Raw genomic sequence first — 15,289 nt, 5'->3', positions numbered from 1 at the left:
ATTCCAGTTAGTAACAATTAAAGTTCAGCAAATTCCGCGATAGGCTCCATGCCCCGCGATTCCAGAAACGACAGCAAGCGTTTTGGTGAAACGTTCAGAATTCGGTCTTCCGGGAAGCCCACATCATCCAGAATCTTACGGCATTCACCGAACTCTCCCAACGTGAATGCGGTATGGGAATCTGAACCCAGGGCCACCCAGCCACCTGCATCACGTACTGCCGCAGCCACAGCGCGACAGTTATCTTCACTGCCCTTACGCGAATGCAAAAACGAGGAATTATTGATTTCCAGCGCGACCTGGTATTTTGCCGCCGCCTGTGCAATTGCGGTGATATCGACGGGATATTTGGGATTTCCAGGATGGCTGATAATATGCACATTGCCACTCGCCATCGTGGCGATCATCGCCTGAGTATTGGTCTCTTTATTGTGAGGGGCAAAAACCGGCTCATGGAAGCCCGCAATAATCAGATCGAGTGAGTCAAACATCGGCCCTGAGCAGTCGATTTCCCCTTCAATATTCTTAATGTTCGCTTCTATCCCTCGCAGGATCCCCACGCCGTTCACCACGCGCGGCCAAATACGCATGTTAATAAAATGCCAGTGGTGTGGCGCATCCGCCATGTCCGGTCCATGATCGGTGATGGCAAACAGCTTGATACCTTTTCGATGAGCTTCAGCGATGTAATCACTCAGGGTGCTGTAGGCGTGGGTGCTGGCAACGGTATGCATATGCAGGTCAACGGGATACATAACTCTCTCCTGTAGTCGTTTTCCGTCAAGGATAGCAGGTATCGCCGCCATTAATACCCTAAATAATTCGGGTTGTATTTAGTCGAAACCCGGCGCTGGCCGGGTTGACATTGTTATCAGTAACCCCGAACACGATCGACCTGACCGGTAACCGCTTTGCCACTTTCCAGGCTCAGGATTGTACGAGAAATATAATCCACCGCTTCCGCTGGGCGCGTTACCGCAGCAATGTGCGGCGTCATCGCCACACGCGGGTGTTTCCACAATGGGTTGTCTTCCGGTAGCGGTTCTCGGCTATAGACATCCAGCATAGCACCTTTCAGTTTTCCGCTATCCAGTGATGCCAGAAGATCGTCTTCATTGAGATGAACACCACGCGCCAGGTTCAGCACATAGGCTCCATCCTGTAATTGATTCAACAGTCCGGCATTAATAATGCCTACCGTTTCTGCCGTATTGGGCAGAAGATTAATCAGCACACGCGTCTGGCTTAAAAATGCACTCAACTCTTCCGTGCCCGCAAAACTTTCCACCCCAGGCCAGGATTTACGGGTACGACTCCAACAGCGCAGTGGGAATCCCCATGCCTGCAGGCTCTCTGCCACTTTAGCCCCTAATACACCGGCCCCCATGATGCCGATGGTAAATTCATCACGGGTATACTCTTGCAACGGCTGCCACTTCGCCTGGGATTTTAATGCCTGATAGTCATCAAAGCGGCGGAACCAGTGCAACACCTGACTCACTGCATACTCCTGCATTTGCAGACCCATACCGGTATCTTCCAGACGGAAAAGTGGAATCGAGGTATCCAGCATCTCCGGGTGTGCTTTAAGCTTACTGAGGATGGAGTCCACTCCGGCTCCCAATGCAAAGACAGCTTTTAACTTTCGTCCTGCCAGCATTTCAACCGGCGGATGCCAGACCAGCGCATAGTCGGCATGGGCATTATCACCTGCTTTCCACTCGCGAACGTTAGCACCAGGGATGGCTTTCGTCAGCGCCTTTACCCACCAGGCCGTATCAAATGTAGGGTGATAGAAAATTATTTCCATATTGTCTCCTGAACATTGTTATGCGGAACATTCTCGCACTTATTATCATCATTTTCCGAGGGAACATCAGATTAGCAAATTTCAGGGTGCTGGCAAAAAAAACAATTCCCGCTCATTTAAGCCCCATGTTGCTTGAAGTTTGTGTAAATGCACGTTTTTTTGAAAAAGTAGATTGACGCCGGGGCGGTATTTCACCTACATTAGCGCCCGTTCCAGCAGTACAGGAACAACAATATGGTGAGGTGTCCGAGTGGCTGAAGGAGCACGCCTGGAAAGTGTGTATACGGCAACGTATCCGGGGTTCGAATCCCCGCCTCACCGCCATATTTTGAGAAGAGCTCGTACGCAAGTACGGGCTTTTTTTTGCCTGTTTCACAGCCTGGCGGGGATGAGAAGCCCGGAGCGGGGTTCGACAACTGGCACAGCCAGTTGGACAGACTGCGAATGCAGTGAGCAGGCTGCCCGAAGGGCGAGCAACGCGAGTCAATCCCCGCCTCACCGCCATATTTTGAGAAGAGCTCGTACGCAAGTACGGGCTTTTTTCGCCACTGACCCATACAGGCTATCCCCCCCCTCAGAACCCGTCGATGGGTCTTCGCTTTCAGCAAGTTCCTACGCCATAAACGCATTCCTGACATACACTAGTTAAAACGATAAAAGTGAGGCAACAGGATGATAGCATTCCCGGCCAGCTTACTGATCCTGAATGGAAAAAGTGCTGATAACCTTCCCCTGCGTGACGCTATTGCTCAACTGCGCAATGAGAGTGTCGAAATCCATGTTCGCGTGACCTGGGAAAAAGGCGATGCGCAACGTTACGTTGATGAAGCGCTCCGCTTGGGCGTGGCAACGGTGATTGCCGGCGGTGGTGACGGTACCATCAACGAAGTATCCACTGCGCTGATCCACTGTCAGGGGGAGAATGTTCCGGCACTTGGGATTTTGCCATTGGGAACGGCAAATGATTTTGCTACCAGCGTTGGCATTCCTGAAGCGCTGGACAAGGCATTAAAGCTGGCTATTGCCGGGAACGCGGTAGAGATTGATATGGCGCAGGTCAACGATAAAACCTGCTTTATCAATATGGCGACCGGAGGGTTCGGTACGCGGATCACCAGCGAAACACCGGAGAAACTCAAAGCCGCCCTGGGCGGTGTGTCGTACTTTATTCACGGGTTAATGCGCATGGATACGCTGAAGCCAGACAGTTGCGAAATTCGCGGCGAAAACTTTCACTGGCAGGGGGATGCGCTGGTGATTGGTATTGGCAACGGGCGTCAGGCCGGTGGCGGACAGCAACTTTGCCCGACAGCGCTCATTAATGACGGTCTGCTGCAACTGCGAATCTTTACCGGTGAGGAGCTGATTCCGGCACTGCTATCGGCGATAACTCAGTCCGAAGACAATCCGAATATCATTGATGGCACATCATCATGGTTTGATATCCGTGCGCCACATGAAATTACCTTCAATCTGGATGGTGAACCGCTCAGCGGGCAAGAGTTTCATGTTGAAATCCTGCCTGCAGCCCTGCGCTGCAGGCTACCGCCGGGTTGCTCATTATTGCGCTAATCCGACGGCACTCTACTGACATCAGGCAATCGTGACTTTGTTATCCAGATAAACATCCTGGACGGCATTAATCAGCTTCACGCCGTCAGCCATGGTTTTCTTGAACGCTTTACGTCCAAGAATTAACCCCATCCCACCGGCACGCTTGTTAATCACCGCAGTACGCACCGCATCGCTGAGATCGGTTTCTCCGCCGGCCGCACCACCGGAGTTAATGAGTCCGGCGCGACCCATATAGCAATTCGCCAGTTGATAACGCACCAGGTCAATCGGGTTATCGCTGGTCAGCTTGCTATAGACACGATCGTCGGTATAGCCGAAGTTAACCGCTTTATACCCGCCGTTGTTTTCCGCCATTTTCTGTTTAACGATATCCGCGCCGATAGTCGCCGCCAGATGGTTTGCCTGCCCGGTCAAATCAGCCGAAACATGATAATCCACACCGTCTTTCTTAAACGCAGAGTTGCGCAAATAGGCCCACAGTACCGTCACCATACCCAGCTCATGGGCGCGCTCAAAGGCCGCAGAGATCTCTTCAATCTGGCGGCGCGACTCCTCTGAACCGAAATAAATGGTTGCCCCCACCGCTACCGCGCCCATATTGAACGCCTGTTCTACGCTGGCATACAGCGTCTGGTCGAACGTATTGGGGTAGCTCAGCGTTTCGTTGTGGTTAATCTTCACGAGGAACGGAATGCGGTGCGCGTAGCGACGGGAAACAGACGCCAGCACGCCATAGGTCGATGCCACGCAGTTACACCCTGCTTCGATAGCCAGCTCCACAATATTCTTAGGATCAAAATACAGCGGGTTAGCGGCAAACGATGCCCCAGCGGAGTGCTCCACGCCCTGGTCCACCGGTAGAATCGACAGATAGCCGGTCCCGGCGAGCCGTCCGGTGTTGTACAGCGTCTGCATATTACGCAGCACGGCGGGTGGACGGTTATTGTCAACCATCACGCGGTCGACGTAATCATGTCCTGGCAGGTAAAGTTGGTCAGAAGGAATGGTCATACAACGATGCTGTAAAAGGTTGTCGGCATCTTTGCCAAGCAACTGCGCAATATCAGTCATAGCTATGCTCCCGTAAGTTCCGATTTGATCTCGGAAGTGGATTGTCCTGACCCGCCTGATGGCGGGCAGCAATAAGCCTGGTACTGACTGCGCATTTTTTCCATCTTTAGCGCACTTTTCAGCGATTTCCGCTGGCTCGATTCAGGCATCAAAAAATGATACAGCGGTCAAACTTAGACCACAAAGGTATTTAAAAGGTATTATCAAGTGGTACTATCCAGACGTACCTTACCTGTCATGAAGGATTTAAAGATGAAAACTACAGTTAAGCTGTCGTTCATGATGTTTGTGGAGTGGTTTATCTGGGGCGCCTGGTTTGTGCCGCTTTGGCTCTGGCTGAGTAAAAGCGGCTTTACTGCCGGTGAAATTGGCTGGTCTTATGCCTGCACCGCCATTGCCGCGATCCTCTCACCGATCTTCGTCGGTTCGATCACTGACCGCTTTTTCTCTGCGCAAAAAGTACTGGCAGTGCTGATGTTTCTCGGCGCGATTTTGATGTATTTTGCAGCGCAACAGACGACGTTCGGCGGATTCTTTCCGCTATTGCTGGCGTATTCACTCACCTATATGCCGACGATTGCACTAACCAACAGTATCGCCTTCGCCAACGTCCCGGATGTCGAACGTGATTTTCCACGCATTCGCGTAATGGGCACGATCGGCTGGATTGCATCCGGCCTGGCTTGTGGGTTCTTACCGCAAATGCTCGGCTATAACGACATTTCACCGACCAACATTCCACTGCTCATTACAGCCGCGAGTTCCGCGTTACTGGGTATCTTCGCTTTCTTTTTACCGGATACGCCGCCGAAAAGTACCGGCAAGATGGATTTCAAAGTCATGCTGGGTCTGGATGCACTGATCCTGCTGCGTGATAAGAACTTCCTGGTCTTTTTCTTCTGCTCTTTTCTGTTTGCCATGCCGCTGGCGTTTTACTACATCTTCGCCAACGGGTACCTGACAGAAGTTGGGATGAAAAATGCGACCGGCTGGATGACGCTGGGCCAGTTCTCTGAAATTTTCTTTATGCTGGCACTGCCGTTCTTCACCAAACGCTTTGGCATTAAAAAGGTATTGCTGCTTGGTCTTATCACTGCCGCGATCCGCTACGGATTTTTTGTTTACGGCGGCGCGGAAGAATATTTCACCTACGCCCTGCTATTTCTCGGCATTCTGCTACATGGCGTTAGCTACGACTTCTACTACGTTACGGCCTACATCTATGTCGATAAAAAAGCGCCAGTGCACATGCGTACCGCTGCGCAGGGGTTAATCACTCTCTGCTGTCAGGGATTTGGCAGCCTGCTCGGCTACCGCCTGGGTGGGGTGATGATGGAAAAAATGTTTGCTTATAAAGAGCCGGTTAATGGACTCACCTTTAACTGGGCTGGCATGTGGGGATTTGGTGCGATCATGATCGCCGTTATCGCCGTGCTGTTTATGATTTTCTTTCGCGAGTCAGACAAAGAAATCACCGCCATTAAGGTGGACGACCGCGATATCGCATTGCAACAAGGGGAAATTAAATGAAAGCAGAACGTATTCTCGGTGCTCTTTATGGGCAGGCTTTAGGGGATGCGATGGGTATGCCGTCGGAACTGTGGCCAAGAACCCGGGTTAAAGCCCATTTCGGTTGGATCGACCGTTTTTTGCCAGGTCCGGCGGAAAATAATGCCGCCTGCTACTTTAACCAGGCGGAGTTTACTGATGACACGTCTATGGCGCTGTGTCTGGCAGATGCCCTGCTCGAGTGCAACGGAGAAATTGTTCCGGACGTTATTGGCCGCAATATCCTCGCCTGGGCTGAACGTTTTGATGCTTTCAATAAAAACGTGCTGGGTCCCACCTCAAAAATTGCGCTCAATGCCATCCGCGACGGTAAGCCCGTTGCTGAGCTGGAAAACAACGGTGTCACCAATGGAGCGGCTATGCGCGTGTCGCCGCTGGGATGCCTGCTGCCCGCCCACGATGTTGATGCGTTTGTTGATGATGTGGCATTGGCCTCCAGCCCGACGCATAAATCGGATCTGGCTATCGCCGGTGCGGTCGTGGTCGCATGGGCGGTATCACGCGCTATTGATGGCGGAAAATGGTCAGAGATTGTCGACGCACTGCCTGCCATTGCCCGGCATGCCCAACAAAAACGGATCACCACCTTTAGCGCATCACTCTCTGCACGCCTTGAACTGGCGCTGAAAATCGTCCGTAATGCCGACGGCATTGAGTCTGCCAGTGAACAGCTGTATCAGGTGGTCGGAGCCGGAACCAGTACTATTGAATCCGTGCCTTGCGCCATCGCGATGGTCGAACTGGCACAAACCGATCCTAACCGCTGCGCCATTCTGTGCGCGAACCTCGGCGGCGACACTGACACCATCGGAGCAATGGCAACCGCTATTTGTGGTGCGCTACACGGCGTAAGCGCGATTAATCCGACGTTAAAACAGGAGCTGGATGCGGTGAATAAGCTCGATTTCACCCGCTATGCCAGTGCGCTAGTGCGACTGCGCGAGCTACGGGAGGCGCTATGAGTGCTACGCGTCTGCAAACGCTTCTCCCACAGTTGCACAGCCAGCGACCAGTAACGGTAGTCGGTGCGGCGGTTATTGATGTGATTGCCGATGCGTATGCTCTTCCCTGGCGCGGCTGTGATATTGAACTCAAACAGCAAGGGGTGAACGTGGGCGGTTGTGCGCTCAACATTGCCGTGGCGCTTAAGCGTTTAGGTATCGACGCCAGTAATGCTTTACCGCTGGGTCAGGGCGTATGGGCCGATATTATCCGCAAGCGCATGGCGAAAGAAGGATTGCACAGCCTGATCGATAATGCCGAGGGCGATAACGGCTGGTGTCTGGCATTGGTCGAGCCGGACGGTGAACGCACATTTATGTCCTTTAGCGGCGTCGAAAATCAGTGGAATGCTGACTGGCTGGCACAGCTAACTATCCCGCGCCACAGCCTGCTTTATCTCTCGGGCTATCAGTTAGCCTCTGGATGCGGTGAACTGCTGGTGCAGTGGCTGGAAAATCTGGATGAAGTGACGCCATTTATCGATTTTGGTCCACGCATCGGTGACATATCCGAGGCCTTGATGAACCGCATTATGGCCTGCCGCCCGCTGGTATCACTCAATCGCCAGGAGGCGGAAATTGCCGCCGAGCGGTTTGCATTAAGTTACGACATAGCGGGTTTTGGTGCCGCATGGCTGAAGCGCTTTGCCACACCCGTGGTGGTGCGTCACGATAAAGATGGGGCATGGTATTTTACTGAGCACACATCCGGTTGCGTACCCGCCTTTCCGACCACAGTCGTTGATACCATCGGTGCGGGAGACAGTCACGCAGGCGGCATGCTGGCTGGGCTGGCATCAGGTTGGTCGCTGGGCGATGCCGTCCTGCTTGGCAATGCGGTAGCATCCTGGGTGGTGGGTCACCGCGGTGGCGACTGCGCCCCTTCGTGCGAGGCGTTACTCCTCGCACACAAAGACGTATAGGTCGCTTCGACAGTAACTGATACTGTATTCAATAGGCCGTTGCTGCTGATCAAGTGCTACCTGCTTGATCACCAGTACCGGCACTTTGCTGTCCATCTGGATATGTGACTGGAACTCTGCGTCCGGCATCCGCGCACTGACACGTGAGCGTGTGCGCTGTGGAAAGATATGCTGGCTGCGGAAATAGTCGTACAGTGAAACGCCAATGGCATCCACGTCATGGATAAGATGGGCGGGTACCCATGATTCTTCAATAGACACAGCATCTTCATCAACATAGCGAATTCGCTTAAGCAAGAAGACCTCACTGCCGACAGCAATGGCCAACTGCTGAGCCACCTCTTCCGGGCAGGGCACCACACGTTTATTCACCCACAGCGTATCCGGCTTTTTACCGCGCAACACCACCTGTTGTGAAAAACCGCGCGCTTCTTTGAGCGAATACTCGAAGATGTTATTGATTTGCGTCCCGTAGCCACGCGCACGCGTCACCACCCCCTCTTCCTCCAGCGCCTGCATCGCTTTCCGCACCGTAATGCGTGAAACGCCAGTCAACTGGCTGAGATCGCGCTCGCCAGGCAGGATATTGCCATGCTCCAGGATCCCACTGCGCACAGCGTTCTTAACCGTTTGAGCGAATTTCATATACAGCGGCGTGTTGTCCGCCGCTGAAATACGTTCATTCAGTTGCGCGATAAGCTGGGTATGCGCTTGTTCCATTTATCTTTTTCCTGGCAGCCGTTTCTGCAGCCAGTATACCATTTCTGCTCATCACCACCACGCGTGGAAATGATGCACCGGACCAATCCCCTCGCCCACTTCCAGCGTATCCGCCTGCGCCAACGCCGCAGAGAGCCACAACTTAGCCTCCTGTACCGTATCAGCCCAGTTAACATGACGTGGACGCAGTGCCGCCAGCGCTGCCGACAGCGTACAACCGGTGCCATGGGTATTTTTGGTCATCACCCTTGGCGCGGTAAAACGCTGTTCGCCATCACGGGTAAAGAGCCAGTCAGGGCTTTGCTCATCATCAAGATGCCCTCCTTTCATTAATACCGCCTCACAGCCCAGCGCTCGCAGCGCCCGTCCCTGTTCTAACATTTCCTGCTCCGTTCGGGCATGCGATGCCCCGAGCAACGCCGCCGCCTCCGGCAGATTAGGGGTAATAATTGACACTTGCGGTAACAGACGGGTACGCAGCGTTTCAACCGCAGAGGCAGACAACAGCGGATCGCCGCTTTTTGCCAGCATTACCGTATCCAGTACGACGTTTTGTACCCGGTGACGCTGTAAACGTTCGGCAACGGCTTCGACAATGTCGGTTTCTGCCAGCATACCGATTTTGGTGGTATCGATGCGCACATCGCTGAACACCGAGTCCAGCTGTGCAGCAACAAAGTCAGGTTCAATGCGATACACCGACTGCACCCCGCGCGTATTTTGTGCCACCAACGCGGTAATAACTGAGCAGCCGTATGCGCCAAGCGCCGAGAAGGTTTTTAAATCGGCCTGAATACCCGCGCCACCGCTTGGATCGGTTCCGGCGATCGTTAATGCGTTAATCCGTTTCATGCTTGCTCCTGGGCGTTCAGGTTATAGAGAGCGTCGAGAAATGCCGGAACAAAACTTCCCGGTCCCGTCGATTGTTCAGTGGCGCGTTGTCCGGCTTGCTTCATCCAGCTACAGGCAGAAGCAACATTATTCAACCGGTCGCCCTCCAGGGCGCAACTGGCTGCGACTACCGCTGACAGTGCGCATCCGGTCCCCACTACCCGTGTCATCAGCGGATCGCCACCATGAATACTCACCGTCCGCTGACCATCTGTGACGAAATCCACTTCTCCGGTAACCGCGACAATGGTTCCAACCTGGCGTGCCAGTGTTTGTGCTGCCGGAATCGCAGCCAATGCGGTGTCGGTGGTATCCACCCCGCGCCCACCGGCGTTCATCCCGGCCAGGGCGAGTATTTCTGACGCGTTGCCACGAATTGCAGCCGGGCGCAGCGCAAGTATGTCCAGGCAAAAGCGACGACGAAAATCCAGTGCGCCAACGGCAACAGGATCCAGCGTCCAGGGGGTTTTCGCCTGCTGCGCCTGTTCGACCGCCGCGCGCATGGCAATGGCGCGGCTCTCGGTCAGCGTACCCACGTTAATCAGCAGCGCACTGGCGATAGCCGCAAACTGGCTGGCTTCTTCAGGTTCGATCACCATCGCGGGCGATGCGCCAAGTGCGAGTAACGTATTGGCGGTGAAGCTTTGCACAACCTCGTTGGTCATACAGTGCGTGAGTGGGGAAAGCGTTCTAAATTGCTGTAAGGTGTGAGCTGCAAGGGCGCGGCTGTGCCGGTCAGGCTGCATGATTCAACTCCTGTCCGCGTGAAGAAGGGACACGAGCAGTGTCAGACTTCCCTACGCTGGCATTATCCAGATCAGGTGGTACGGGTATTTCTCAGCCTTCACCAGGAAGGGCACCCCGAGTCGTTGAAACACAAATATGATATTCAGGTTTCGGCAACAGGATACTGCCTGCGCTTAACGATGTAAATTGGCGCGGAACAGGCTTTGACGGTGAAACCGCTGGTCACGGTTGCTAGATTTCTGTACTTTCATTTACACTTTTTACGAAATAACTGGCGTGATCACAAAAAAATGCTTGTCAGACATCCGGTATGCCAGGAATGATACACGACTGATTTTGACGACCCGAATAAGTAGAGAGGATGGGTATGAAGAATAAAATGTTGCTGGGTGCACTCCTGCTCGCGAGCAGCGTCGTCTGGGCCACGCCGGCCGCAACAGCCGCCCCCACCGGTATCGATAAGTATGAGCTGAGCAGCTTTATTGCTGACTTCACCCACTTCAAACCCGGTGACAAGGTTCCACCACTGTATCTCACCGAAGAATACACCATTAAGCAGTGGAATCTGCGCAACCTGCCCGCGCCGACGCCAGGCACCCACTGGACCTACATGGGCGGCGCGTATGTGCTGGTCAATGATGCCGACGCTACAATCATTAAAGCCTATGACGGCGAGATTTTTTATCACCGGTGAAAAAGATAACGCGCTTTCAACTAAGTGAGAGCGCTTATTAAAAATTATAACCATCTAAAAGTATTAATAATATTCCACTACTACTTTCACAAGACTTCTTACACTTCCCGAATGAAAATCATCGCTATACACCACGTATTTTCCATATAAAACAAGGTCCATTTTTTGCTCAATCGAACTAATTTCATTAAAACTCAAAAGATTATAGCTCTTACTACTACCACTATCGAAATATATCTTGTTAGCGCCATCTAATGAAATCTCAAATCCGACATCACCCGCACCTGTAGCATTTCGCGCATCTTCGTTTTTAAGAATACTACCAACTGCATTGCTTGACTCAAAATGATATCGAAACGAATCAGATGACACCCCTGTAGTACACTTAAAAGCAACCTCACCGGCCGTCTTTTCTAACCTAAAGAAACTCTGCGGTGTACCTCTCAGGTCATTAATAGATATATCTGGCGCACTAAGCACTCCATCTAAAAATTTGCATGTTTTAATTATTAATTTCACATCAGGATTTATTTTAAAAACATACTTATGGCCTTTATTTGATGTAGCGCCAATACCTGTACTTTCTCTAGGTTCAAACCTAATTTCAAAACCATCGGACAAATTTGCAGCATTTATGGAGTTTTGATTATTAGCAGAAATAACATCAAACGTGAATTTTAGGTTTTGCTTGTTAATTTCATTTATATCTTGAGCTTTATAGTTCTTTTCATAAAAATTGATTTTATATTCTACAGTATTTGGTGAGCTAGGGTAGTTTGCTTTTAGATAAATAAATCGCCCTCCCCCAACATCATATTTAAAGTAAGGTGAAGTTGGATATTTAATGTCAAAAATTGTTTCAACGCCCCAACCTAATATATTCCTGCACATTGGTTTTTTCGTGAATCCAAAGTTTTGCAAAACAAGTTCATTTCCATTCATTGTCGAAATAGATAACACCTCGTTTCTTTCTACACTTTCGATTCCGCCATCAGGAATATAGCAATTGGCAATGGAGTTAAAACTAAAAAAAACAACAAGTAAAAAAAATAATCTCATGATTTATCCCTCACCGACAAATATAAACTTTACTTTCATCAATCGTTTTGCCGAAAGTGATTGAGCATGAAAGTCCCTGTTGTTTATCAATCGCCACGTTTATCTCCGGTGGCATTTCATTGGTACGGATAAAAAGCTGGCTTCCCTGACCGACCACACCAATATTGTGCCCGTGGATATCCTCAACTTCATAACCAAACGTCAGCGGTGAACCATCAGGGCGCTGCGCCCGGATATACCAAGGTTTACGTTGGTCGGTATCAAACGTTGCCAGCACAACCGCTCCCCGGTACGGCGCTGCGCTACGGCGATTACCTTGCAGGTCGGTTTCACTCTTGGCATTAGACACATCCAACGTCAAGTGGTTTTCACGATAAGGCGTTAAGCCGTCGTAGACCACCACGCCATTACGGTTGGTGGTACGGTATTTCTGCCCATTCACATATGCCCCTTCCAGACCCGGCGCATGCATCACGGCAAACGTTTCTGATAGCCGATTGGCTAAATTCACGCCACCAGACCAGGCCACAAGGCCGCCTGAAATACTGCCGCCAGTTTGTGTGTATTTAGAAGACTGACTGTAGCTGCCGTTAAGCGTCGCGACCGGCGCATTCCACGTCAGATTACCGCCCGCCGTTGTTTCGCTATTCTGACGTTGATGACTCAGATTCACCCCATAGTTAAACTGATCGCGACTGCCTGCAGTGCCGGAAAGCCCGGTATTGTTAGACGCAAAACCATCATCATCAAAGGTCGTGGAATTAGACACGTACAGATGTCGGCGCGGAGCGCTAATATCATCTCCCCAATCGAAAGGTATAGAGATAAAGACGTTAAAACGCTTATCTTCGTGGTGATCTTCGTCATAGGTCTGGCTGGCTGAAAAGGTGTAGCTAATTCGCTGCCAGCTATTGGAATAGCTCAACTGGTAATCTTTACTGCTGCCGCCACGCCCCCAGTAATCGCGCCACAGGGTACTGAGCGAAAACGAACCCCAACCTTGCGGCAGAGACTGGCTGACGTTAGCCGAAAAACTGTTCTTACGACCAAAATCGTTTTGATAATAGTCCGCGATATCGTACACATCATTTTCATCACGATGATAGCTGTTTTTATTGTTTGCCCAGACGTGATCGTTAAACGTGCGATAGTCTTTGGAAGAGTAGCGATACGCCGCCAGGCCAAAACGCGTGGCGGTTTGCGTCAAATACTTGTTATAAGCAATCTGGTAACTTTGCCCGTCAAACACATCGCCATTATCCTGTTTGCTGTGCGATTGTGTCGCATCGACGGAAATCGCACCGATACGCGTATTCCAGCCAGTACCAAGCGTAAACGCATTGTAGTTATCTGCCAGCATGGTGCCGCCATACAGCGTTAACAGATTATTCAGCCCGTATTGATAGCTCATCTGCGCAAAATCGGTCTGGTTGCTGGCGCCTTCGATATGGCTACGTCCAGCGGCAAAATCATATTTTGAAACACCCGGTTGCAGCATGTTGGGCACCGCTGCATACGGTACCAGAAAAGTGGTTACTGAACCGTCAGCCTCTTTGATGCTGACATCAAGATCTGAGCCGCCACCTGCCAATTGTAAATCGGCGATGGAAAACGGTCCTGGAGGAACCTCTTTTTGGTAAACCACAAAGCCGTTCTGCTCAATGGTGACCAGCGCGTTACTCTGTGCAATCCCCTGCACTAACGGCGTGAAATTTTGTTTAGAACTTGGCAACATCTGCATATCGCGATACAGCCGCACGCCACGAAAGCGCACCGCATCAAAAATATCTGATGAGGTATACATATCCCCGGCACGCAGCGTGCCCAGAATTTGCGGTATGCCACGTTCCAGATACAGGGTATTACTTTTCCATTCACCGCTGCTGTCATCGGTTTTGTTATAGCTGGCATCGGAATGCAACTGCCAGCCCAGCAGATTTAACCCACTGGTAAAACGTGCATAGGTACTTTTACTGTTACCCGAATCCTTATAATCGCTGTAATACTGGCTGGCATAGTACGAGGTATAGAAGGCATTGACGCCGCGATCCCAGTTCTCAGGAGGAACATACCCTTGCTCGAGTTCGTCGACAAACGCCTGCGGAACGCTGAGATCCAGGCGAAACGTGCCGATATTCCAGGCATAACTACCCCCTTGCACCGCCTGCTTCAAGGTTGGGCATTCATTTTTCTTGTCCAAAGCTTGCGTGCTTATTCCCAGACGCGTTAATGCGTCACGGGATAAACAGGTGTCATCCGGATTATCCTTAACGGTTATTTCATACTTACCACGCCACTGCTTATTGACGTAGATATCAATATCATATTGGCCTGGCAGTGGTTGATTATCATCGAGGCGAAAATTTGAGACCTTTTCGCCTTTCATACCGCCCATCATAAAGTGGGTGTCAAACGTCTCTTCTGCGGCCTGGGCGTCAATGCCAACCAACAAAAGCAGTATTGCCGAAGCAAGCGGAGTCATCCTTAACATAATCGGCTCCTGTTATTTTAGGCTGACGTTATCGCTGATATAATTGCCGTGATCATCAATAATGGTCAATTTATACTGACTGGCGTTGCTATTCTTCAATGCCACTTTTTCACTGGAGAGCGGAGCAAGCATAATACTTTCGTTGTTGATCCTAATATTATTAGCTTTAACTTCTGTCACCGTGACCCAGTTAGCTGCATCATTTCTGATAGAATAACCATTACCACTGCGTGTTAACGACAGTTTATGGAAAGTATTTTTATTAACGGCCGCAATACCTTTAGGACGATAAAATAATTTAATACGATTCTGCATGGCAAATTTTAGTACATTTTTTCCGGCGCTGTCAGGGTTGTTTGGTGGAATATCCAGCACATTGAGATAAAAAAGGCTCTCCTTGTTATTGGGCAACATATTCGGCATTTTTTTAATTTTCAACTGCTGACCAGAATCCGCAGCTATCTTAGCCACCGGAGGAGTCAGCATAAATGGTACGTGAATTTTTTCCGGTGGCAACGAACTGTCGCCGTCATCAATCCATGACTGTACCAGTGCAGAGCGTTCACCCTGATTCATCAATTGTACCAATACTTCTTTCTTTTCTGCTGGGTAAATAACACGAGTGCCATAGATCACAATGCCAGCATGGACGGGTTGCACAGATACGATTAATAAAGCGCTTAGAATCCATTTCATGTTGCGTTCGTCCTTTAAAAAAACAGCCGGTGAACACACCGG

Annotated in this window: 14 protein-coding genes, 1 tRNA gene and 1 riboswitch; of the genes, 6 read left to right on the top strand and 9 right to left on the bottom strand. The window is 50.9% G+C overall.

The window, feature by feature from the left end; all coding sequences use genetic code 11:
• Positions 1–17 precede the first annotated feature (17 nt).
• Entirely contained in the window at positions 18–755 is a 738-nt protein-coding gene (locus tag I6L54_RS10065) for a phosphatase (protein WP_040230649.1), read from the bottom strand.
• 116 nt (positions 756–871) lie between these two features.
• The gene (ghrA, locus tag I6L54_RS10060) at positions 872–1,810 is read right to left on the bottom strand and encodes a glyoxylate/hydroxypyruvate reductase GhrA (protein ID WP_040230648.1); all 939 of its coding nucleotides are present in this window, start codon (positions 1,808–1,810) and stop codon (positions 872–874) included.
• Positions 1,811–2,046: 236 nt separating this feature from the next.
• On the opposite strand from ghrA, the gene I6L54_RS10055 reads away from it, so the two are divergent.
• Positions 2,047–2,134, top strand: a tRNA-Ser gene (locus tag I6L54_RS10055).
• 348 nt (positions 2,135–2,482) lie between these two features.
• The gene (yegS, locus tag I6L54_RS10050) at positions 2,483–3,382 is read left to right on the top strand and encodes a lipid kinase YegS (RefSeq protein ID WP_040230647.1); all 900 of its coding nucleotides are present in this window, start codon (positions 2,483–2,485) and stop codon (positions 3,380–3,382) included.
• 21 nt (positions 3,383–3,403) lie between these two features.
• On the opposite strand, the gene fbaB is transcribed toward yegS, so the two are convergent.
• Positions 3,404–4,456 carry a class I fructose-bisphosphate aldolase gene (fbaB, locus tag I6L54_RS10045; RefSeq protein WP_005129139.1) on the bottom strand — a complete coding sequence of 351 codons (1,053 nt, stop codon included), beginning with the start codon at positions 4,454–4,456 and terminating at the stop codon, positions 3,404–3,406.
• A 252-nt stretch (positions 4,457–4,708) separates the two neighbouring features.
• Between fbaB and I6L54_RS10040 the strand changes: the two genes are divergently transcribed.
• The 3 genes from I6L54_RS10040 to I6L54_RS10030 are packed head-to-tail and all read left to right on the top strand — an operon-like array spanning position 4,709 to position 7,949.
• Entirely contained in the window at positions 4,709–5,986 is a 1,278-nt protein-coding gene (locus tag I6L54_RS10040; RefSeq protein WP_040230645.1) for a nucleoside permease, read from the top strand.
• Positions 5,983–6,987 carry an ADP-ribosylglycohydrolase family protein gene (locus tag I6L54_RS10035; protein ID WP_040230644.1) on the top strand — a complete coding sequence of 335 codons (1,005 nt, stop codon included), beginning with the start codon at positions 5,983–5,985 and terminating at the stop codon, positions 6,985–6,987. The genes I6L54_RS10040 and I6L54_RS10035 overlap by 4 nt, the downstream gene beginning before the upstream one ends.
• The gene (locus I6L54_RS10030; protein WP_040230643.1) at positions 6,984–7,949 is read left to right on the top strand and encodes a PfkB family carbohydrate kinase; all 966 of its coding nucleotides are present in this window, start codon (positions 6,984–6,986) and stop codon (positions 7,947–7,949) included. Before I6L54_RS10035 ends, I6L54_RS10030 begins: the two co-directional genes overlap by 4 nt.
• Here I6L54_RS10030 and I6L54_RS10025 read toward each other — a convergent pair.
• From I6L54_RS10025 to thiM, 3 genes are read right to left on the bottom strand one after another with little or no spacing between them, the layout of a single operon-like run.
• Positions 7,923–8,669 (bottom strand): GntR family transcriptional regulator, encoded by a 747-nt coding sequence (locus tag I6L54_RS10025; protein WP_005129153.1) that lies wholly within the window; start codon positions 8,667–8,669, stop codon positions 7,923–7,925. The two genes, I6L54_RS10030 and I6L54_RS10025, sit on opposite strands and share 27 nt — an antisense overlap.
• A gap of 51 nt (positions 8,670–8,720) precedes the next feature.
• Positions 8,721–9,521, bottom strand: a complete 801-nt coding sequence (gene thiD / locus I6L54_RS10020; protein WP_040230642.1) for a bifunctional hydroxymethylpyrimidine kinase/phosphomethylpyrimidine kinase — start codon at positions 9,519–9,521, stop codon at positions 8,721–8,723.
• Positions 9,518–10,306 carry a hydroxyethylthiazole kinase gene (gene thiM, locus I6L54_RS10015; RefSeq protein ID WP_040230640.1) on the bottom strand — a complete coding sequence of 263 codons (789 nt, stop codon included), beginning with the start codon at positions 10,304–10,306 and terminating at the stop codon, positions 9,518–9,520. The genes thiD and thiM overlap by 4 nt, the downstream gene beginning before the upstream one ends.
• Positions 10,307–10,337: 31 nt before the next feature.
• Positions 10,338–10,434, bottom strand: a riboswitch (TPP riboswitch).
• Positions 10,435–10,668: 234 nt separating this feature from the next.
• On the opposite strand from thiM, the gene I6L54_RS10010 reads away from it, so the two are divergent.
• Positions 10,669–11,001, top strand: a complete 333-nt coding sequence (locus tag I6L54_RS10010; RefSeq protein WP_167335588.1) for an RcnB family protein — start codon at positions 10,669–10,671, stop codon at positions 10,999–11,001.
• Between the two features lie 63 nt (positions 11,002–11,064).
• Here the strand turns inward: I6L54_RS10010 and I6L54_RS10005 are convergent, their stop codons facing one another.
• The 3 genes from I6L54_RS10005 to I6L54_RS09995 are packed head-to-tail and all read right to left on the bottom strand — an operon-like array spanning position 11,065 to position 15,247.
• Entirely contained in the window at positions 11,065–12,060 is a 996-nt protein-coding gene (locus I6L54_RS10005; RefSeq protein ID WP_040230638.1) for a fimbrial protein, read from the bottom strand.
• Positions 12,061–12,070: 10 nt separating this feature from the next.
• Entirely contained in the window at positions 12,071–14,551 is a 2,481-nt protein-coding gene (locus I6L54_RS10000) for a fimbrial biogenesis outer membrane usher protein (RefSeq protein WP_040230637.1), read from the bottom strand.
• Positions 14,552–14,563: 12 nt separating this feature from the next.
• Positions 14,564–15,247: a fimbria/pilus periplasmic chaperone gene (locus I6L54_RS09995; RefSeq protein WP_040230757.1), complete on the bottom strand. Its 684-nt coding sequence runs from the start codon at positions 15,245–15,247 to the stop codon at positions 14,564–14,566.
• Positions 15,248–15,289 lie beyond the last annotated feature (42 nt).

It is taken from the genome of Citrobacter pasteurii, assembly GCF_019047765.1.
Lineage (GTDB): Bacteria > Pseudomonadota > Gammaproteobacteria > Enterobacterales > Enterobacteriaceae > Citrobacter > Citrobacter pasteurii.
This window is presented reverse-complemented; position numbering and strand designations above follow the sequence as displayed.